Consider the following 19,759-nt stretch of genomic DNA (forward strand, 5'->3'; position numbering starts at 1 on the left):
ACCGAGTGCGGAGTGTCTAGCCTGGAAGGAGTGCTCGGCGACTCGGAGGAAGCCATGAGCGACAGTGTCAGACAGGCCGCTAGGTCGGCCAAGGGTAAATCGACGATCGGCAAGGCCGCGCTGGGCAAGGGCACCCGGGTCACGGGCAAGTCCCGCGACCGGTTGCAGTCCCAGTTGAAGAAGCAGTACGAGGCGGGCGCGTCTATTCGCACCCTGGCCAGGTCCACCGGCCGCTCGTACGGCTTCATCCACAATGTGCTGGTCGAGTCACATGTCGAACTGCGTGGGCGCGGCGGCGCCAATCGGCGCAAGAATCCGGCCGACTGAGCGGCGCGGCGTCGAGGCCAGGCGCTACCAGCCCGCGACGGCTCCGTCGCCGCGGACCAGCAGATTCGCCAGGCTGGCGAACAGTGGCAGCCCCGTCTTGATCTCGAGGTACGCGAACTGCCCCTGCGGGTTCACCTCGAGGAAGTAGTACTCGCCGTCGCTGCCGAGGCGTAGGTCGACCACGCCGAAACTGAGCCCGAGCGCGCCCATCAGGGTCGCGAGAGACTTGCTCACCGAGGCGGGCAGCCGATCCGGCGCGAACGCGACCGAGGTGTCGAGCCGGGAATCGATGCGACCGACCCCCGCTTGGGAGTCGATGCGCACACTCCACTCGACACCGTCGACCCACACCACCCGCAGATCGCAGCTGGCCTCCACATAGTCCTGGAATGTGGTGGGCGTCGAGCGGATCGACTCGAGCCTGCTCAGCTCGGGCCTGGTGATGATCCTGGTCTCGGAGAATTCCCCACGCCCGGTGCCGGTCCGTTTGTACACCACTGGGCCACACCGGGATTCGACGAAACTGCGCGCCTCGTCCGGATCGTTGGTGATCAGTGTTTCCGGGATCGTGAAGCCCGCCCGCTGCGCGGTTTCGAGCTGCACGATCTTGCGCGTCGCGGTGCGTTCGGCGGCCGGATCGTTGACCCAGTACGCCGGGATAGACCAGAGCATGCCCTGGAGGAACCCGTCGCACTCGGCTTGGCGGAACTCGTCGTCGGCCACGCGCATGCCGGTGGGAACCTGGCATGGGTGCGGCCTGCGCCACCACACCGCGCGCACGTCGTCGAGCCCGTGGACGTGCGAGAGCGCGCGGTTGGTGCCGGCTTTGTCCAGTCTGAAACTGCCGGTCTCGGAGGGGAAGTCGCGCAAATCGAGCCGAATCGGGTCCAGCCCGTGGTGTTCTCGCAGGGTGGACGCCAGCGCATCGGCGTGCAGGTCGTCGGTTTCGGAGACGATGAGCACGGCATCGGTAGCGCCTTCCATGACTTCTGTGCCGTTTCAGTCGAGGCTGTCGCAGTTGATGCCGTCGCGGAAGGTGAACGTCGCCCCGGTGACACCACCTCGTTCGGCGATGCGCAGTTTCGTCGCCCAGCCGCGGGTGGCGCGGGCCAGCTGCTCGTCGCCCAGCGCCTCCGACGGTTCCGGCGCGAGGGTGATCGGCCGGTCGACGAGCTCGACGCGCATGCGCCGAGTGAAATCGGCGGTGGCGCCGGGGCGGATGTCGACCCGGACCTGACGTTCACCCACGCCCGCGCGGTCTTCGGTGAGTCGCAGGACGTCGTTGCGGTCGAAAGTCCAGGTACCACCGTCGACGCGCACCGAGATGTCGCGATCGGACTCGGCCACCAGCAATCCGCGCAAGGCGGGGCCCCGATCTCGGGACGACGCGGTAGCGGGGAGGTGGATGGCGTCGGTCATGGGCACTCACTCCGATCTTTCTCGTCTGCTCGCGATTTGCCAGAACCCCAAAAGGTGCTTCGGATCATAGCGTGAACGCGTGGTCCGCCGCCCGGGTTCGCAAGATTTGCGGAGCGCCGGGCAAACCGCCGAGCGGCGCGTGATCGCCTTGCGGGGAAAGAATTTCGGACAACTCGGATGCGGGAACTGTGTTCTCATGGGCAATCCGGCAGCAAACGTAGATGACAACGGCGCGGCAGGCATCCCCGGGTCTGTGCCGGAGGTTGCCTGCCGCGCGGGGTGTGGTGTCTAGAGGCCGAGCAGTTCGGGATTCTCGGCGAGCTCGCGGAAGTGTTCGGCCGGGTTGGGAACGAGTCGGCGGGCCGTGAGATCCATCGCGCCGGCCACGACGGTGATCTCCGCGGCGACGGTACCGTCGAGCTTGATGATCTGGTGGTGGAACCGGAAGACCTTCTCGCCTTCGCGCCAATCGAAGGCGCAGGTCACGGTGACCTCGTCGCCACCGCGCAGCTCACGCTTGTATTTGATGGTCGACTCGAGTACCACCGCACCGACACCGCTGGCGATGAACTTGTCCTGCGGGATTCCGGCTGCGCGCAGCAGCTCCCACCGGGCATGTTCGCCGTACTGGTGGTAAACGGCGTGATTGAGATGGCCCTGGGTGTCGAGCTCATAGCCGCGGACGAGGACCGGTACGGAGAACGTCATACGGTGTACAACCGGCTGCTCCGGTGGCGTTGTTCCCGATCGGTGTGCAATCTCGGCCACAGTGTCGGGGTGAGTGCATGACGGGTCAGCCGCGATGGGCGTTGCGCTCGGCCCACCAGGCGGGAGCGTCGACGAAGTGATTGTCGAATTCCTCTTGGGCGGCGATGAATTCGTCATGGGTCGCCTCGCCGTGGATCAGCCGGTCGAGCAGGCGGAAGTACTCGAAGCGCTGCACGCCGGGCATCAGTGCGATGAGGATGCGCGCGCCGCTGTCGGGGGTGGCGCCGAAGGCATGCGGCATCTGCCGCGGTACGACCAGTGAGCCGCCCGCGCCGATGGTGAGGATGCGGTCGCCCGCCATGACCTGGAGTTCGCCGTCGGCGACGTAGAACAGCTCGTCGGAGCGGGTGTGGAAATGCGGCGCGGCGCCGTCGGCGCCGCGCGCCATGGTGACCTCGAGCGTGCTGACCGCGCCGTCGCTGGCATGCGCGTCGGTGAGCAGGCGCATCCGCACGTTCTCGGTGCCGAGGGTCTCGGCGTCCTCGGGCAGGCAGAGGGCGATGTCGCGGGCGTTCGTCATGTCTTTTCCATTCGCCGGTTGATAATTCGCTACCGAACTATATCTCAGCGAATAGAATCGTGTCCATGGATGAACGCGAACCGGATGTCGTCGATGCGATCACGGCGCAGTGGCAGCGGGAACGGCCCGATCTGGAGCTGGAGGCGATGGCGGTCTTCGGCAGGCTCGGCAGGCTGATGAACATCGCCACGGCGCGGATCGACAGTGTGTTCACCGCACACGGTTTGCAGCGGGGTGAGTTCGATGTGCTTGCGGCACTGCGCCGTTCGGGTACACCCTTCGAACTCAACCCGTCAGTGCTCGCCGATACCTTGATGCTGTCGCGAGCGGGGATGACCGGCCGCATCGACCGACTCGAGGCGGCGGGCCTGGTTCGGCGCATCGCCGATCGTGAGGATCGACGCGCTGTGCGGGTGGCGCTCACCGAGGATGGCAGGGCACTCGTCGACACGGTGGTCGTGGCGCACACCGAGAACGAGACCGCGATGCTGTCGGTGCTCGAGCCCGCGGATCGTGCGGCCCTGGACCGGATCTCGCGCGCCTTGCTCAGTGGTTGGGCGAGGTGACCAGCCGATCCCTGCCGGGGAAATGACCTCCGATGAGGATCCCACCGCGCGCAATCGGCGAAAGTTCGGCGGCCATGGAGGCGGGAATCGAACCCGCGACATCCGTCCTGTGGAGTCGGCGTTCTACCTACTGAACTACTCCATGGCCGTGTCGAGCGTAACTCAGGATTCCTTGCGCCGCACCGAGGCCTCGACGAGATCCAGTACGGCGGAAAGGTTTTCGTTGGTATGGCCCGAGGCGATCCGGGCTATCAGACCATCGAGGACCAGGTCGAGGTAGCCGAGCAAGACGTCGGTGGGGACATCATCGCGCAGGGCTCCTGCTGCTTTGCGGCGTTCCAGGCGGGCCAGGGTCGCGGCGGTGAGTTCGGCCGAGCGCTGGGTCCAGCCCGCGCGGAATTCGGGGTCGGTGCGGACTCGTCGGGCGATCTCGAGGCGGGTGCCGAGCCAGTTGAATTCCTCCGGGCGGGCGAGCATATCGCGCATCACCTGGACGATGCCCTGGTTGGCGGCGACTTCGGCCATGCGTTCGGCGTCGTCTTTGGCCAGGGCGAAGAAGAGGGCGTCCTTGTCGCGGAAATGGTGGAAGATCGCGCCGCGAGACAGGCCGATGGCCTCTTCCAGACGGCGCACGGTGGCGCCGTCATAGCCGTATTCGGCGAAGCAGCGTCGTGCACCGTCGAGGATCTGGCTGCGGCGGGCGGCGAGGTGGTCGTCGCTGACCTTGGGCATGATTCCTCCAACTAGCGGATACACGGACCCCCGCCCCGGCGAACCGAGACGGGGGCTGTCGCATTATTCATGGGCAACGAATGCCCTTATGGCGCAACACCTTACGATGTCGCGCCATCGGGTCGAACAACTAGCCGCGGATCATGTTGCGCAGCACGTACTGCAGGATGCCGCCGTTGCGGTAGTAGTCGGCCTCACCGGGGGTGTCGATGCGGACGACCGCGTCGAACTCGGTGACCTTGCCGTCTTCCGCGGTGGCGGTGACCTTGACGGTCTCGGGGGTGACACCCTCGTTGAGGGCGGTGATCCCCGCGATGTCGAAGGTCTCGGTGCCGGTCAGGCCCAGCGACGCGGCGGACTGCCCGGCCGGGAACTGCAGCGGCACAACGCCCATGCCGATGAGGTTGGAGCGGTGGATGCGCTCGAACGACTCGGTGATGACGGCCTTCACGCCCAGCAGGCTGGTGCCCTTGGCAGCCCAGTCGCGCGAGGAGCCCGAACCGTATTCCTTGCCACCGAGCACGACCAGCGGGATGCCAGCGGCCTGGTAGTTCTGCGAGGCGTCGTAGATGAACGCCTGCGGGCCACCGTCCTGGGTGAAGTCGCGGGTGTAGCCACCCGAGACGTCGTCCAGGAGCTGGTTGCGCAGCCGGATGTTGGCGAAGGTGCCACGGATCATGACCTCGTGGTTACCGCGACGCGAGCCCAGCGAGTTGTAGTCCTTGCGGGCCACACCGTTGGCGTCGAGGTACTGCGCGGCGGGGGTGCCGGGCTTGATCGGGCCTGCCGGGGAGATGTGGTCGGTGGTGACCGAGTCGCCGAGCAGTGCCAGCACGCGAGCGCCGGAGATGTCGGTGACGGGGGAGGGATCCATCGACATGCCGTCGAAGTACGGCGCCTTGCGCACGTAGGTCGACATCTCGTCCCACGCGAAGGTGTCACCCTCCGGGGTGGCCAGACCCTGCCAGCGCTTGTCACCGTCGAAGACGGTGGCGTAGGAGTTGCGGAACATGTCCTGGCTGATCGACGCCTTGATGGTGTCGTCGATCTCCTGGGCCGAGGGCCAGATGTCCTTCAGGAAGACATCGTTGCCATCGGTGTCCTGGCCGAGGGCGTCGACCTCGAAGTCGAAGTCCATCGTGCCCGCGAGCGCGTAGGCGATGACCAGCGGCGGGGAGGCCAGGTAGTTCATCTTCACGTCGGGGGAGATGCGACCCTCGAAGTTGCGGTTACCCGAGAGCACCGCGGTGACCGAGAGGTCGTTGTCGTTGATCGCGGCCGAGATCGCCTCGGGCAGCGGACCGGTGTTACCGATGCAGGTGGTGCAGCCGTAGCCACCGACGAAGAAGCCGAGCTTCTCGAGGTAGGGCCACAGACCGGCCTTCTCGTAGTAGTCGGTGACGACCTGCGAACCCGGCGCCATGTTGGTCTTCACCCACGGCTTGGTCGCGAGACCCTTTTCCACCGCGTTGCGGGCGAGCAGGGCTGCGCCCAGCATGACCGACGGGTTGGAGGTGTTGGTGCAGGAGGTGATACCCGCGACCACGACGGCACCGTGATCGAGCACGAACTTGTTGCCGTCTTCGCCGACGACCTCGATCGGCTTGGAGGGACGGCCGTTGGCGCCCTTGGCGGCCGAATGGGCCGGGGTGTAGGTGTCGTCGGCGGCGTTGGCCGACACGGCGATCGGGTCCGACGCGGGGAAGGATTCCTTACCCGCTTCGTCCAGCGCGGTGAGCTCACCCTCGCCGACGTAGTTGACGATGTCGGAGCGGAACGCGTTCTTGGAGTCGCTGAGCAGGATCCGGTCCTGGGGGCGCTTCGGGCCTGCGATGGACGGCACGACGGTGCCCAGGTCCAGCTCCAGGTACTCCGAGTACGCGGGCTCGTTGTCGGCGTCGTGCCACATGCCCTGTTCCTTGGCGTACGCCTCGACGAGCGCGAGCTGCTCGTCGCTGCGGCCGGTCAGGCGCAGGTAGTTGATGGTCTCACCGTCGATCGGGAAGATCGCCGCGGTGGAACCGAACTCGGGGCTCATGTTGCCGAGGGTGGCGCGGTTGGCGAGGGGAACCTCGGCAACGCCTGCACCGTAGAACTCGACGAACTTGCCGACGACGCCGTGCTTGCGCAGCATGTCGGTGACGGTGAGCACCACGTCGGTGGCGGTCACGCCGGGCTTGATCTCACCGGTCAGCTTGAAGCCGACGACGCGCGGGATCAGCATGGAGACCGGCTGGCCCAGCATCGCGGCCTCGGCCTCGATGCCACCAACGCCCCAGCCCAGCACGCCGAGGCCGTTGACCATGGTGGTGTGCGAGTCGGTGCCGACACAGGTGTCGGGGTAGGCCTGACCGTTGCGGGTCATGACCGTCGGCGCAAGGTACTCGATGTTGACCTGGTGGACGATGCCCATGCCCGGGGGGACGACCTTGAAGTCGTCGAAAGCGCCCTGGCCCCAGCGCAGGAACTGGTAACGCTCGCCGTTGCGCTCGTACTCGAGCTCGACGTTGCGCTCCAGCGCGTCGGCGCGACCGAAGACGTCCAGGATCACCGAGTGGTCGATGACCATGTCGGCGGGGGAGAGCGGGTTGACCTTGCTCGGATCGCCACCGAGAACGGTGACGGCCTCACGCATGGTGGCGAGGTCGACGATGCAGGGCACGCCGGTGAAGTCCTGCATGATCACGCGCGCGGGGGTGAACTGGATCTCGACGCTCGGCTGTGCCGAGGGGTCCCAGTTCGCGATCTCGCGGATGTGATCGGCGGTGATGTTGGCGCCGTCCTCGGTGCGCAGCAGGTTCTCTGCCAGCACCTTCAGGGCGTAGGGCAGCTTCTCGGTGCCGGGAACAGCCGAGAGACGGAAGATCTCGTAGGAGTTGCTTCCGACCTCGAGCGTGCCTTTGGCGCCGAAGGAATCAATCTTCGTCACGTCAGCTCCACTCATGTGTGAGGGTGTGCCGCCGGCGGGGCTGTGCCGGCGGCTCGCGTCTTCGGAGGGGGTATCCGGCGCCGTGAAGCGCCGGTTTCCTCGCCGTACGAGCCTAACAGTACGCTTGTCCTATGAAATACGCGGGGGCCATCGGTGGTGCCGTGCAGGCGTAGTCGAGCGGTACGTCGCGTACTGTGCCTGACGAGCGAAGTCGGGGAAGACGCAGTGACGCTCACCTTGGCAGTGTTGGACGCCCGTCGCGACACCGGCGATCGTGGCTCGACAGACCGGATGGAACATGACCACTTTTGCGCCGATGGCGGCCGAACTGCCGCCGAACACCGTGCTGAGCAGCGTCGCGTCCGACCTCGCCGACAATCACGTCGCGGCCCCCAAGGGTCAGGATCAGGAGAAACTGGCGGCGATCGTCGCGCAGGCGCGATCCGAGGGGATCCCGCTCAGCGTCGTTATCGTTCCCGGTAATCCCGGCCACGACTCGAGCCTACGTGATCTGGCAACCGAGGTCGGCGAGAGTACGCACGGCACCGTCGCGGTGTTCAGCGACGACTGGGTCGGTACCTACAGCGACAGCATCAGCCGGGTTCGGCTCGAGTGGGCCGAGGACTCGGCCAAGTACAAGGGCAACCATCCCGAACAGGCCGTGCAGGCCTTCGTCGACCGGCTCGAGCAGCCGGAGGGTGTCTCCTGGGGCGTCATCACCACGGTGCTGCTGACTCTCATGGCGCTGGTGATAGCCGGGCTGTACCTGGTCAAGGTCCGCCGCGGTCCCGATGCGGACGTGCAGGCCGTCGTCACATCGCCGCGCATCGATGCGAGTTCCACCAACTGACTGGTTTCACTCCAGTCACATTTCCAGACCATCGGTCCGTTTTCCGGGGTAGGAAACTGTCCTGCGTCAGGCAAATTCTGAGCAATCGATGAATTGTTGCCGCGCGCCACTGTGGCAGTTGTTTCCTTTGGGAACTATGTGTCGTACGGTGGCGGTGATCGCGATCGTGAATGCGGTGGTACAGGGGGCATTGGTCGACTCTTGTGGTCGGTGTTTCGGCTGATGCGCCGGTGGCGTATGTCGAGTCGAGATACTCGGAGGTGCCGTGCGCGGTACGGGCAGGCAGGACGAACCAGGTCTATTACGGATAGCGATCGGTTTGCTGGCGGTGCTGGTTGTTCTCGGCAGCGCGGGACCGGTCGCGGCGGTACCACCCCCGCCACCCAATCCGTCCGACGGCGAGATCGCCGGCGCGGGAGCCCAGGTCGACGCGCGGGTGAGCGAGATCGGCGTGCTGATCAATCGTGTCGCCGCGGCCGACCAGCAGTTGCGCGAACTCGACGACGAGCTCGCGGGCAAACGGGAAGCGGTCAACCGGGCGCTCGTCGACCTGCAGACCGCGCGCGACGCCGCCGACGCGGCCGCGGCCGCCGTCGCCGACAGCCAGACCCAACTGGCCGACGCGGGCGTGAAAGTCGGTGCGGCACGCCATGATTTCGATCAGGTCGCCACCCAGGCCTACGTGCGCCCCGCCACCAGTTCGGTCGTCACCTACCTCGCCTCCTCGACCCCGGATGCCGCGATGGACCGCGCGCAGGTGCTCGGGATGGTGTCGAGGAATCAGCGACAGGTCCTCGACGATCTGCGCCGCGCCCAGGTGGCCCAGGCCAATCAGAATTCCGCGGCCCGCCAGGCCAAGGTCGACGCCGACACCGCCGCGGCGGGCGCGGAGCAGAAGCGCGATGCCGCCCAGACCGCGGTGAACATCGCTAAATCCGAGTTCGACACCCAGGCCGTGGCCCGCGACGGCCTGCGCCGCGACCGCAGTGCCGCGCAGTCCGCCCTCGACGTCGCCCGCTCGACCGTAGCCGGGCTCCAGAGCCAGCGCGAGATCTTCCTGAACTGGGACGACCAACGGGAAGCCGAGGTGCTGGCCCTGCTGGCCGCGGCCAACGCCGCCGCCGCGCGTGCCGCCGCCGACAAAGCTGCCCGCGACCGCGCCGCCGAGCTCAACGAGGGCAGCCGCCCGCACACCGACCTCGAGTCGACCCCGGCGTCGCCGCGCAGAACCAAGCCACGCCCCTCCCAGCCGCAGGTCACCGGTTCGGCCGCGATCGAGACGGTGGTCGACCGCGCGATGTCGCAGCTCGGCGTCACCTACGCCTGGGGCGGCGGCGACGAGGACGGGCCGACCCTCGGCATCCGCGACGGCGGCACCGGCGACGCACACGGCGACTTCGACAAGGTCGGTTTCGACTGCTCGGGCCTGATGCTCTACGCCTTCGCCGGTATCGGCGTCTCGCTGCCGCACTACAGCGGCTACCAGTACAACGCGGGCACCCGGGTGAACGTCGAGGATCGCGAACGCGGGGACATGCTCTTCTGGGGCCCCGGCGGCAGCGAGCACGTGGCGATGTATCTGGGCAACGGCAAGATGATCGAAGCGCCCCAGTCCGGCGACATCGTTCGGATCTCACCGGTCCGCGAAGACGGCATCATGCCGTACGCGGTCCGCATCGTCACCGACTGAGCCGGTATTCAGCCCTGTGCGAGATGCGCGACGAGGGTGGTCGCCTGGTGGGCGTACTCGGTGGCGAAGTCGGCATTGCCGACATCCAGATCGAGCGCGCGGGCGATCTGTGGGAACACCGCCGGCGCGGCGGCCAGCCCGAACAGGGCGAGCGCGGCGTAACGCGGATCGAGGTCGGCCGCGAGTTCGCCGTCGACCTTGCGGCGACGGAAGTCGTCGAGCATCACGTGGAATCGGGCGAATTGTTCCTGCTGATCCGGAGTGCCGGCATCGTGCTCCAGGCCTTCGCGGACCAGTAGTCGCAGCAACTCGGGCTGCTCGAGCGCGGCGACCGCGTACGCCCCGACGAGCTCGGCGAGGGGCCTCTCGGGTGCGGTGACCGCCGGCTCGCCGGCCCGCCAGCGGTCGGCGACCGCCCTGTAGAGGCCCTCTTTGCCGCCGAAGTAGTACGAGATCAACTGCTTGTTGACACCGGCCCGCGCGGCAATCGCGCTCACTCGCGCGCCACGGAACCCGTGCGCGCTGAACTCGGCAATCGCCGCGTCGAGCAACTGCTGCTTACTGCGTTCGGGGTCGCGCTGGCGTTGCTCGGGGTCCGGTGATCTCCGCACCACGCCAGCCTAGCGGACTCTCACCCGGCATGGTAAATTAATCAACCAAATGGATGAATGAATCAACCCATTGGATGAAGGAGGGTCGGCAATGAAGGTCGCGATCGTGGGTGCGGGGATCGGTGGATTGGCGCTCGCGCAGGGGCTGCGCGCGGCCGGGCTCGGAGTGACGGTGTACGAGCGCGATCGCGCCTCGGAGTCTCGCCGGCAGGGATATCGGCTGCACATCAGCTCGGTGGGGGAGCGGGCGCTGGCGGTGACGCTGCCCGACGCGGTACTGCACCGGGTGATCGCGACCGCTACGCGGCCGGGTGACCTGGTCGCGGGCTTCGACGCACAACTGAACTCGCGGTTCGAGCAGGTCTTCCCGGTCTCGGTGCCCGGCGCGGTGACCTCGGTCGACCGATACGCGTTTCGGCGCGCCCTGATGACCGGGCTGGACGACGTGCTCGAATTCGGGAAGCAGTTCAGCTCGTTCCTCGAGACATCCGACGGCGTCGAGATAACTTTCGCGGACGGGACATCGGCGGCGGCCGACGTCCTGGTCGGGGCGGACGGCTGGGGTTCGCAGGTGCGTGCTCAGCTGGTGCCCGGCAATGACATCGTCGACATCGGAGTGCGTTGCGTCTACGGGAAAGTGCCGTTGACCTCGGCCGTTCGCGAGCTGGCGCCCGCTGCGTTCCTGCGCGGGTTCTGTTTCGTCAGCAATGACGCGGGAGTCGGCCTCGCTGTCGCGCCGGTGCTGTTCCGGGAGCCGCCGCCGGAGTACGGCGACTATCTGATGGCGGTACTGACCGGGACGAACGACAAGCTCGGTGTCTGCGACGATGACCTGTTCGCGAGGAGTCCCGAGCGATTGTGGGCGATGGTCGCACGGTCGGTGGCCGACTGGCATCCGGCGATTCGCGCGCTGGTCGACGCGGGGGACCCGGCGGTGGCCTTCCCGATCACCTTGCGGACCTGTCTGACCGTGCGATCGTGGTCGTCGTCTCGGGTGACGCTGCTCGGCGATGCGGTGCACCCGATGACCCCGGCCGCGGGGGCGGGCGCCAACACCGCCCTGTGGGACGCGGCCCGGCTGACCAAGGCGCTGACCTCCGGCACCGACCTCACGACCTACCAGCGGGAGGTGATCGCCAACGGTCAGACGATCGTGACCGAGTCACTGCAGAACGCCGAGCGGATGTTCGACGTATCGATCGCACGCTGACCGCGGGTGGGTAACCGCGCGTCGTCGAGGCCACTGCAATGCGTTCGCCGCACTGGTCGGACCGTGTTTTCGGGGGATCGCAAGGGGGTGTGGGTGTGCTGGCGCGTCACGCCGCCCATATGACGAAATGCTGTGTAGTCCCGGCCGGTTGCGGCGCGCTGGGCGATTCAATGGAATAGTTGGTGCCGCACGCACAGGACCAAAGCGAAAGCGGGGATGTTGGTGACTTCGACGGAAGGTGTGAGCGGGCCGAAGCTGGCGAAGGACGCCGGTACGGCTACGCCGAGCACCCTGGAGCGTGACGTCCAGACTCTCGAGAAGGCGATCTACGAGGTCAAGCGGGTTATCGTCGGTCAGGATCGGCTCGTCGAGCGTTTGCTCGTCGCCGTGCTGGCCCGCGGACACGTGTTGCTCGAAGGTGTGCCGGGCGTCGCGAAGACTCTTGCGGTGGAAACCTTCGCCAAGGTCATCGGTGGCTCGTTCTCCCGGGTGCAGTTCACCCCGGACCTGGTGCCGACCGACCTCATCGGTACCCGCATCTACCGGCAGGGCCGCGAGGAATTCGACACCGAGCTCGGCCCGGTCGTCGCGAACTTCGTGCTCGCCGACGAGATCAACCGCGCTCCGGCCAAGGTGCAGTCGGCACTGCTCGAGGTCATGGCCGAGCGCAAGCTGTCGATCGGCGGCAAGACCTACCCGATGCCCGATCCGTTCCTGGTCATGGCGACCCAGAACCCGATCGAGAGCGAAGGCGTGTACCCGCTGCCCGAGGCGCAGCGCGACCGCTTCCTGTTCAAGGTCCTCGTCGACTACCCCTCGGTCGAGGAAGAGCGCGAGATCATCTACCGGATGGGTGTGAGCGCGCCCGAGCCGAATCAGATTCTCGAGCCCGAGGACATCATCCGCCTGCAGAAGGTGGCCGCCAACGTCTTCGTGCACCACGCGCTCGTCGACTACGTGGTCCGCGTGATCACCGCGACCCGCACCCCGGCCGAATTCGGCATGGACGATGTGGCGAGCTGGATCTCCTACGGCGCTTCCCCGCGTGCGAGCCTCGGTATCATCGCCGCGGCGCGCTCGGTCGCGCTGATCCGTGGCCGTGACTACGTGGTGCCGCAGGACGTCGTCGAGGTGATCCCGGACGTGCTGCGGCACCGTCTGGTGCTCTCGTATGACGCGATGGCCGACGAGGTTTCGCCCGAGGACGTGATCAAGCGGGTGCTGCAGACCGTCGGTCTGCCACAGGTCGCCCCGCAGGCCGTCAACGGTCAGGCCGCACCGCAGCCGGTACCGCAGCCGCCCGCCCAGCAACAGCCTGTTCCCCAGCCGGTGAACGGGCAGCAGTCCCAGCCCGCCGGCAACGTCGCATCCAAGTGAGTGCGCCGGAACCCGTTGTCCGCGTGCCCATGTCGTCTCACGCTCCGCCGTCGTTCCGTGCCGGTGAACTGACCGACCCGAAGCTGGCCGCCGCGCTCAAGACTCTCGAGTTGACCGTGCGGCGCCGTCTCGACGGTGTGCTGCACGGTGATCACCAGGGTCTGATCCCCGGTCCGGGTTCGGAACCGGGGGAGGCGCGGCTGTACCAGCCGGGCGACGATGTGCGACAGATGGATTGGTCGGTCACCGCCCGCACCACCCATCCGCACGTGCGGCAGATGATCGCCGACCGCGAGCTCGAGACCTGGCTCGTCGTCGACCTGTCGTCCAGCCTGGACTTCGGCACCGGCCGGGTGCACAAGCGCGACCTCGCGATCGCGGCGGCCGCGGCCATCACCCACCTCACCTCCGGCGGCGGCAACCGGATCGGCGCCGTCGTCGCGACCGGTCAGGATCTGGTGCGCATTCCCGCCCGCAGCGGGCGCATGCACGCCCAGACCCTGCTGCGCGGCATCGCGACCACCCCGCACGCCCGCGACGGTGTGCGCGGCGACCTCAAAGCCGGGATCGAATCGCTGCGCCGTCCGCAACGCAAACGCGGTCTGGCCGTGGTGATCAGCGATTTCCTCGGTGATGTCGACTGGCAGCGTTCCCTGCGCGCGATCTCCGCCCGCCACGACCTGCTCGCGGTGGAGGTGCTCGACCCGCTCGACGTCGCCCTGCCCGACGGCGGCGACGTGGTGCTGCACGATCCCGAATCGGGCCGCACCCGCGAGTTCAGCGTCACCCCCCAGCTGCGTGCCGATTTCGCGGCCGCGGCCGGAGCCCAGCGTGAGCAGGTGGCGCAGGCGCTGCGCACCTGTGGCGCGCCGGTGCTCACCTTGCAGACCGACCGGGACTGGATCGCCGACGTGGTCCGGTTCGTGTCCACCCGGCGCCACAGCCTCGGCGCCCCGAGCGGGCGGGTGCCTCGCCAGTGAGTATTTCGCATTTCACGGCCGTCGTCTGGCTCGGTTTCCTCGCGGTCGTCGCCCTGCTCGTGCTCGGTTATGTGCTGGTGCAGCGCGCCCGGCACAAGCGGATGCTGCAGTTCGGCAATATGGCCATCCTGGAGCGGGTCGCCCCGGCGCGACCGAGTCCGATGCGGCACGCGCCGATCGCGCTCATCCTGGTCGGGCTGGTCCTGCTGACCATTGCCGCCGCGGGCCCGACCGCCGTGCAGAAGGTGCCGCGCAACCGCGCGACTGTTGTTCTGGTGATGGATGTTTCGCTGTCGATGGAGGCTACCGATGTGGAGCCGAACCGGCTGCAGGTCGCGCAGAAGGCCGGTAAGGAATTCGTCGAAGGCCTGACCCCGGGCATCAACCTCGGTTTCGTCACGTTCGCCGGCACGGCCTCGGTGATGGTGTCACCGACCACCAACCGTGAAGCGGTCAAGCACTCGATCGACAACATCAAGCTGGCCGAGCGCACCGCCACCGGCGAGGGCATCCTCACCGCCCTGCAGTCGATCGACACCCTGGCCGCCGTGCTGGGTGGCGCGGAGACGCCCCCGCCCGCGCGCGTGGTGCTGATGTCGGACGGCAAGCAGACCGTGCCCGACGACAAGGACGTCGACAACCCGCGGCACGGTTTCACCGCCGCGCGCCTGGCCAAGAACAAGGGCATCCCGGTCTCGACGATCTCCTTCGGCACCGAATGGGGCACGGTCGAGATCCCGGACTCCGACGGCAAGGGTTCGCAGCGGGTGAAGGTGCCCGTGGACAACGACTCGCTGCGCGAGATCGCCGAGCTGTCCGGCGGTGATTTCTACACCGCCTCGTCGCTGGCCGAGCTCACCGCGGTCTACGACACCCTCGAGGAACAGATCGGCTACGAGACCACGCGTGGCGATGCGAGCAGGCCCTGGCTGTTGCTCGGCATGCTGGCCATCGCGGCGGGAGTCGTGGTCAGTTTGCTCTATCGTCAACGCCTGCCCTAGCTCCCTACCGCCCCGCGTTGTGAGCTGTCGCAACGGCGCGACCCTGACGCGGGGCGCACGAATCCGAACAGATAGGTTGGACCCTATGTCGAACGTCACATCCCGGTCGGTCCTGGTCACCGGCGGTAACCGCGGAATCGGTCTCGCGGTCGCGCAGCGTCTGCAGGCCGACGGCCACAAGGTCGCTGTCACCCATCGTGGATCGGGGGTGCCCGAGGGTCTGTTCGGTGTGAAATGCGATGTCACCGATAGTGATTCGGTCGATCGTGCGTTCACCGAGGTCGAGGAGCACCAGGGTGCGGTCGAGGTGCTGGTCGCCAATGCGGGCATCACCGACGACACCCTGCTGATGCGCATGACCGAGGACCAGTTCGAGCGGGTCATCGACGCCAACCTCACCGGTGCGTTCCGCTGTGCCAAGCGCGCCAACCGCGCCATGCTCAAGGGTCGCTGGGGCCGGATGATCTTCCTCGGCTCCGTGGTCGGCATGGCTGGTCAGGCCGGTCAGCTCAACTACGCCGCGTCCAAGGCCGGCGTCATCGGCATGGCTCGGTCGCTCACTCGGGAGCTGGGCTCGCGTTCGATCACCGCCAACGTGGTCGCCCCGGGCTTCATCGAGACCGACATGACCGCGGACCTGCCTGAGGATCTGAAGACCATGGCGAAGAAGTACATTCCGCTGCAGCGTCTCGGCCAGCCGGAAGACATCGCCGCTGTGGTCAGCTTCCTTGCCTCTGAGGACTCCCGCTACGTCTCCGGAGCGGTCATCCCGGTCGACGGCGGCATGGGTATGGGTCACTGATCCGCTAACGGATTGCCCTGCGCCACCGACATGGTGGCGGCACACCACACTTATCTCAGGAGAACCGAAAACTCATGGGCGGACTGCTCGAAGGCAAGACCATCCTGGTCACCGGCATCATCACCGACTCGTCGATCGCGTTCCACGCGGCCGCGATCGCGCAGGAGCAGGGCGCGAGGGTGCTCATCACCGGTATCCCCGACCGCCTGCGGCTCATCGATCGCATCGCCAAGCGGCTGCCGCAGGAAGTGCCGCCTGCCATCGGCCTCGACGTGACCAACGAAGAGGACCTGGCCGCGCTCACCGAGAAGCTGCGTGAGCTCGCGCCCGAGGGCATCGACGGCGCGCTGCACTCCATCGCGTTCGCGCCGCGTTCGATCATGGGACCCGGCGCGCTGCCGTTCCTCGAGGGCCCCGGCCCCGATGTCGCCAAGTCGTTCGAGATCTCCGCGTGGAGCTACGCCTCGCTCGCTCGCGCCGTGCTCCCCGTCATGAACGAGGGCGGTTCGCTGGTCGGCATGGACTTCGATCCGCGCGTGGCCATGCCGTACTACAACTGGATGGGCGTGTCCAAGGCCGCGCTGGAGTCGGTGAACCGTTACGTGGCGCGTGAGGTGGGTGCGGCCAAGAAGGTGCGCTCCAACCTGATCGCCGCGGGCCCGATCAAGACCCTCGCCGCCAAGGCCATCGCCGGTACCGCCACCGACGATGCCAAGCAGCTCGTCCAGCTCGACCAGTACTGGGACGGTGCGTCGCCGATCGGCTGGGACGGCAACGACCCGCGCGCGGTCGGCAAGTCGATCGTGGCACTGCTCTCGGATTGGCTGCCCGCCACCACCGGCTCGATCATCTACGTCGACGGCGGCGCCAGCCACAACATGTGGTTCCCGGAGAACATGTCCCTGAGCTGATGCCGGACGCACTGCTGCTGCTGTCCTTCGGCGGCCCCGAAGGTCCCGAGGACGTGATCCCCTTCCTGGAGAACGTCACTCGGGGCCGCGGGGTACCCCCGGAACGGCTCGCCGAGGTCGCCCAGCACTACCTGCATTTCGGCGGGATCTCGCCGATCAACGCGTTGAATCAGCAGATCATCGCCGCGCTCGAGGCCGACCTCGCAGCAGCCGGAATGGATCTGCCGGTCTATTTCGGCAATCGCAACTGGCACCCCATGGTCGAGGACACGGTCGCGCGGATGACCGCCGACGGTGTGCGCTCGGCGCTAGTCTTCCCGACCTCCGCCTGGGGTGGATATTCCGGTTGCCGCCAGTACGACGAGGACATCGGCCGCGCCCGCACGGCGGTGGGTGCGGATGCCCCCGAGCTGGTGAAACTGCGCCAGTACTTCGATCACCCGCTGCTGATCGAGTCCTTCGCCGACGCGATCACCGCTGCGGTGCAACAGATTCCGGCCGATCGCCGCGCCGGTGCGCGTCTGGTGTTCACCGCGCATTCCATCCCGGTCGCTGCCGACATCGCCGCGGGACCGCCCGCCGACGGTGGCCGCCTCTACAGCAGGCAGGTCGCCGAAGCGGCCCGACTGTGCGCTGCCGCAACAGGATTCGCCGAATACGACGTGGTGTGGCAGTCGCGCTCGGGCCCACCGCAGGTGCCGTGGCTCGAACCCGACATCGTCGACCACCTGGATGTGCTGCACGGCAAGGGCATCGACGCAGTGGTGGTGTGCCCGGTCGGTTTCGTCTCCGATCACCTCGAGGTGATCTGGGACCTCGACAACGAGGCGTCGACCCGCGCCGCCGAACTCGGCATGGCCTTCGCTCGCGCGGGGACGCCCGGCACCGACCCGCGGTTCTCCCGGATGATCGTCGAACTGATCGCCGAACGCGTGCGTGGCGGCCCCGTGCGTGAACTCGGCGAAGTCCCCGGTTACGGCTGCACCGCCGATGGTGCCCTGTGCGCTCCCGGTTGCTGCGAACTGCCCGCGCGACCGGTCCGGCGCTGAACACAACCGGATAACCATTCACCGGTGGTCCCCAGTTCGAGGAGTAGCCTTTCCACAGTTGCGCTCGACTGATCGGAGGATTTGTCGATGATCTCGACACCGCCGCACCGCGCTGCCGGGTTCGCCCTGGTACTGACCGCCGCCGCGCTCGGCCTGACCGGGTGTGGCAACGACTCCGGCTACCAAACCCAGCCCCCGCAGCCCACCGAGCCCACGATTTCGCAAGCCTCGGTGCAGGAACTGTGCGGCATCCTCGACGGTCAGAAGGGCACGTGGAAGGCACTGGGCCCGAAGGTCGCGCGGGTGGCGTTCACCGGCGCGATGAAATTGTGGACAGTGAACGACCTCGTCGCCAATGCCGCCATCTCCTACAACCGCCGCATCGTCGACACCGTCACCATCCGCACCTGCCCCCGTGTCCGTGACGCCACGTTGAAGTCGCTCGATGTCCCCGACCTGAAGACCGCCCTCGGCGGATTCTGAACTGGCACTTCCCACTTCGAGTCAGCTCTGCGTTAGCATCGCCGCGGACCTTCGCCCGAAGGTCCGGTGACGCTACGGGGAGGGCCCGATGAACTATGCCGAGATGACAGCGACCGTACGATCCCGGGGAGGTGGTCTTCTCACCGGCGATGCGGAGGCGGTGCTGGCCCGTCGTGGGGGTGGCAGCAGCGGTGGCGGTGGCGGCGCTGTCCCGGGCTGGGTCTGGCTCCTGATCATCGCCGTGATCGTGCTCATCGTGGTGATCGTGGTGATCCGCGCGAACAGCGGTTCGTCGAATCAGGCTGCGCCACATCAGATGCCGCCGAACCAGATGCCCCCGCAGCAGATGGCGCCCCAGCCGTACCCCGCCCAGTATCAGCAGCCGTACCCGCAGCAGCATCCGTCCGGCCCCGGCTATCCGCAGGCCCAGTACCCGCCGCAGTATCCGCAGGGGCAGTACCCCCAGCCGTACCCGCAGCAGCAGCCGATGCCGTACCCGCAGCAGGCCCCGTACCCGCAGCCGCAGTACCAGCAGCCCTACCGCCGCTGACGAATCGGATCCCTCGGATTCGGCGTGCGCTGCTGGACTTCGGCGAGTGCGCGCCGACCCGAGGCGGCCGGTCTAGCTGTCGCGGCGGGCGGCGGCGTGGACCGCGACGAGGCGGGCTTCCCGGATCGTGTTCCACAGCGGGCGCAACAGGGACTCGTGCGCGCCGATCGCGGTGACCGAGGTGGGTGACGACGCCGGTTCGTGCTGGGCGACAGTGAGGATCGCGGCCACGTGGTCGGCGGTATCGAGAATTCGCTTGGCGCGCAACGGGATCGAGTCCGGGTAGGCGTGGCGCGAGTAGGCCGCGAGCTGCGCCTCGATCTGCTCGCGCGGATCGTCGTCGCCGTTGCCGACCGAGGTGGTGTGCAGCTGCATGAGCGCGTCGGCGGCATCGCGGACCGATTCGCGCATCGTGTACTCGGCCTCACCGAGCGACATATCGTGACCCGCTATGCGGGGGAGGTCGACGCCGTAGACGGTCCACTGCAGGGTCTCGTCGTCGTCCCACTGCGGGATCAGGCCGGTGCCCGGCTCACCGGGCACACCGAGCAGCAGACCTTCCTCGGCGTCGATCGCGTCGGCCGCGAAAGCGGTGCCGATCGGCAGCCCACGGACGTCACCCGGCGCGGGCAGGACCAAGCGCAAGTGCGCACCGGTCGGCGCCATCGCCTCGCGGATCACTTTGAGCAGTGGCATGGCGCCGGTGCCCGCTTCGCCGCGTGAGGTCCACGGCAGATCGGTGCGTCCGCCGGTGACCGGGTCACCCGCCGCGATGGTGTGCCGCGGCGCCCAGGCATGGAGTGCCTCCAGCACGTCGTCGGGCGCGCTGGTACCGGCCAGCCAGGAGCCGGCCCACAGCGTCAGCGTGGCACTGGGAGAGCACATAATCATCGAGCATAAAGGTTCGCCGACGATCGCGTGCGCGCACTGAGCTCGCAGATGGTGTGAACGCGGGCCGTTGTTTTCGGCGCGAGGACCGCCCTG

General features: G+C 67.5%; 21 protein-coding genes and 1 tRNA gene. 13 read left to right on the forward strand and 9 right to left on the reverse strand.

Annotated features, from left to right (window positions below; translation table 11 throughout):
• Positions 1 to 54 precede the first annotated feature (54 nt).
• Positions 55 to 327: a helix-turn-helix domain-containing protein gene (locus ACFWO8_RS08495; protein ID WP_378945874.1), complete on the forward strand. Its 273-nt coding sequence runs from the start codon at positions 55 to 57 to the stop codon at positions 325 to 327.
• 24 nt (positions 328 to 351) lie between these two features.
• On the opposite strand, the gene ACFWO8_RS08500 is transcribed toward ACFWO8_RS08495, so the two are convergent.
• The 4 genes from ACFWO8_RS08500 to ACFWO8_RS08515 form a co-directional block, all read right to left on the reverse strand.
• Positions 352 to 1,311 (reverse strand): MvdC/MvdD family ATP grasp protein, encoded by a 960-nt coding sequence (locus ACFWO8_RS08500; RefSeq protein ID WP_378945879.1) that lies wholly within the window; start codon positions 1,309 to 1,311, stop codon positions 352 to 354.
• Positions 1,312 to 1,326: 15 nt separating this feature from the next.
• On the reverse strand, positions 1,327 to 1,746 hold the full coding sequence (locus ACFWO8_RS08505; protein WP_378945884.1) for a hypothetical protein: 420 nt from the start codon (positions 1,744 to 1,746) through the stop codon (positions 1,327 to 1,329).
• A 288-nt stretch (positions 1,747 to 2,034) separates the two neighbouring features.
• Positions 2,035 to 2,454 (reverse strand): acyl-CoA thioesterase, encoded by a 420-nt coding sequence (locus ACFWO8_RS08510; protein WP_378945887.1) that lies wholly within the window; start codon positions 2,452 to 2,454, stop codon positions 2,035 to 2,037.
• Positions 2,455 to 2,539: 85 nt separating this feature from the next.
• The gene (locus tag ACFWO8_RS08515) at positions 2,540 to 3,034 is read right to left on the reverse strand and encodes a cupin domain-containing protein (protein WP_378945890.1); all 495 of its coding nucleotides are present in this window, start codon (positions 3,032 to 3,034) and stop codon (positions 2,540 to 2,542) included.
• A 65-nt stretch (positions 3,035 to 3,099) separates the two neighbouring features.
• Between ACFWO8_RS08515 and ACFWO8_RS08520 the strand changes: the two genes are divergently transcribed.
• On the forward strand, positions 3,100 to 3,600 hold the full coding sequence (locus tag ACFWO8_RS08520) for a MarR family winged helix-turn-helix transcriptional regulator (protein ID WP_378945893.1): 501 nt from the start codon (positions 3,100 to 3,102) through the stop codon (positions 3,598 to 3,600).
• Between the two features lie 72 nt (positions 3,601 to 3,672).
• Here ACFWO8_RS08520 and ACFWO8_RS08525 read toward each other — a convergent pair.
• The 3 genes from ACFWO8_RS08525 to acnA form a co-directional block, all read right to left on the reverse strand.
• Positions 3,673 to 3,745, reverse strand: a tRNA-OTHER gene (locus ACFWO8_RS08525).
• A 17-nt stretch (positions 3,746 to 3,762) separates the two neighbouring features.
• The gene (locus ACFWO8_RS08530; RefSeq protein ID WP_358072240.1) at positions 3,763 to 4,332 is read right to left on the reverse strand and encodes a helix-turn-helix domain-containing protein; all 570 of its coding nucleotides are present in this window, start codon (positions 4,330 to 4,332) and stop codon (positions 3,763 to 3,765) included.
• 130 nt (positions 4,333 to 4,462) lie between these two features.
• Complete coding sequence (gene acnA / locus ACFWO8_RS08535) at positions 4,463 to 7,276, reverse strand: aconitate hydratase AcnA (protein ID WP_378945897.1); 2,814 nt, start codon at positions 7,274 to 7,276, stop codon at positions 4,463 to 4,465.
• 283 nt (positions 7,277 to 7,559) lie between these two features.
• On the opposite strand from acnA, the gene ACFWO8_RS08540 reads away from it, so the two are divergent.
• Both ACFWO8_RS08540 and ACFWO8_RS08545 read left to right on the forward strand, forming a co-directional pair.
• Positions 7,560 to 8,111: a DUF6676 family protein gene (locus tag ACFWO8_RS08540; RefSeq protein WP_378945900.1), complete on the forward strand. Its 552-nt coding sequence runs from the start codon at positions 7,560 to 7,562 to the stop codon at positions 8,109 to 8,111.
• Between the two features lie 265 nt (positions 8,112 to 8,376).
• Positions 8,377 to 9,801, forward strand: coding sequence for an NlpC/P60 family protein (locus ACFWO8_RS08545; protein WP_378945903.1), 1,425 nt, complete (start codon positions 8,377 to 8,379; stop codon positions 9,799 to 9,801).
• Between the two features lie 8 nt (positions 9,802 to 9,809).
• Here ACFWO8_RS08545 and ACFWO8_RS08550 read toward each other — a convergent pair whose 3' ends face one another.
• The gene (locus ACFWO8_RS08550) at positions 9,810 to 10,412 is read right to left on the reverse strand and encodes a TetR/AcrR family transcriptional regulator (protein ID WP_378945916.1); all 603 of its coding nucleotides are present in this window, start codon (positions 10,410 to 10,412) and stop codon (positions 9,810 to 9,812) included.
• A gap of 91 nt (positions 10,413 to 10,503) precedes the next feature.
• Between ACFWO8_RS08550 and ACFWO8_RS08555 the strand changes: the two genes are divergently transcribed.
• The 9 genes from ACFWO8_RS08555 (at position 10,504) to ACFWO8_RS08595 (ending at position 18,775) form a co-directional block, all read left to right on the forward strand.
• The gene (locus ACFWO8_RS08555; protein ID WP_378945919.1) at positions 10,504 to 11,622 is read left to right on the forward strand and encodes an FAD-dependent oxidoreductase; all 1,119 of its coding nucleotides are present in this window, start codon (positions 10,504 to 10,506) and stop codon (positions 11,620 to 11,622) included.
• Between the two features lie 216 nt (positions 11,623 to 11,838).
• The gene (locus ACFWO8_RS08560) at positions 11,839 to 12,999 is read left to right on the forward strand and encodes an AAA family ATPase (RefSeq protein WP_378945922.1); all 1,161 of its coding nucleotides are present in this window, start codon (positions 11,839 to 11,841) and stop codon (positions 12,997 to 12,999) included.
• 29 nt (positions 13,000 to 13,028) lie between these two features.
• On the forward strand, positions 13,029 to 13,979 hold the full coding sequence (locus ACFWO8_RS08565; RefSeq protein ID WP_378945925.1) for a DUF58 domain-containing protein: 951 nt from the start codon (positions 13,029 to 13,031) through the stop codon (positions 13,977 to 13,979).
• Complete coding sequence (locus ACFWO8_RS08570; RefSeq protein WP_378945928.1) at positions 13,976 to 14,980, forward strand: VWA domain-containing protein; 1,005 nt, start codon at positions 13,976 to 13,978, stop codon at positions 14,978 to 14,980. Before ACFWO8_RS08565 ends, ACFWO8_RS08570 begins: the two co-directional genes overlap by 4 nt.
• An 85-nt stretch (positions 14,981 to 15,065) precedes the next feature.
• On the forward strand, positions 15,066 to 15,782 hold the full coding sequence (fabG1, locus tag ACFWO8_RS08575; RefSeq protein ID WP_378945932.1) for a 3-oxoacyl-ACP reductase FabG1: 717 nt from the start codon (positions 15,066 to 15,068) through the stop codon (positions 15,780 to 15,782).
• Between the two features lie 74 nt (positions 15,783 to 15,856).
• The gene (gene inhA, locus ACFWO8_RS08580) at positions 15,857 to 16,693 is read left to right on the forward strand and encodes an NADH-dependent enoyl-ACP reductase InhA (protein WP_378945935.1); all 837 of its coding nucleotides are present in this window, start codon (positions 15,857 to 15,859) and stop codon (positions 16,691 to 16,693) included.
• Complete coding sequence (locus ACFWO8_RS08585; RefSeq protein WP_378945938.1) at positions 16,693 to 17,742, forward strand: ferrochelatase; 1,050 nt, start codon at positions 16,693 to 16,695, stop codon at positions 17,740 to 17,742. The genes inhA and ACFWO8_RS08585 overlap by 1 nt, the downstream gene beginning before the upstream one ends.
• A gap of 87 nt (positions 17,743 to 17,829) precedes the next feature.
• Entirely contained in the window at positions 17,830 to 18,225 is a 396-nt protein-coding gene (locus ACFWO8_RS08590; RefSeq protein WP_378945941.1) for a hypothetical protein, read from the forward strand.
• A gap of 103 nt (positions 18,226 to 18,328) precedes the next feature.
• Complete coding sequence (locus ACFWO8_RS08595) at positions 18,329 to 18,775, forward strand: hypothetical protein (protein ID WP_378945946.1); 447 nt, start codon at positions 18,329 to 18,331, stop codon at positions 18,773 to 18,775.
• A gap of 72 nt (positions 18,776 to 18,847) precedes the next feature.
• On the opposite strand, the gene ACFWO8_RS08600 is transcribed toward ACFWO8_RS08595, so the two are convergent.
• Complete coding sequence (locus ACFWO8_RS08600) at positions 18,848 to 19,660, reverse strand: hypothetical protein (RefSeq protein ID WP_378945949.1); 813 nt, start codon at positions 19,658 to 19,660, stop codon at positions 18,848 to 18,850.
• Positions 19,661 to 19,759 lie beyond the last annotated feature (99 nt).

The organism is Nocardia sp. NPDC058480 (genome assembly GCF_042720495.1).
Taxonomy (GTDB): Bacteria; Actinomycetota; Actinomycetes; order Mycobacteriales; family Mycobacteriaceae; genus Nocardia.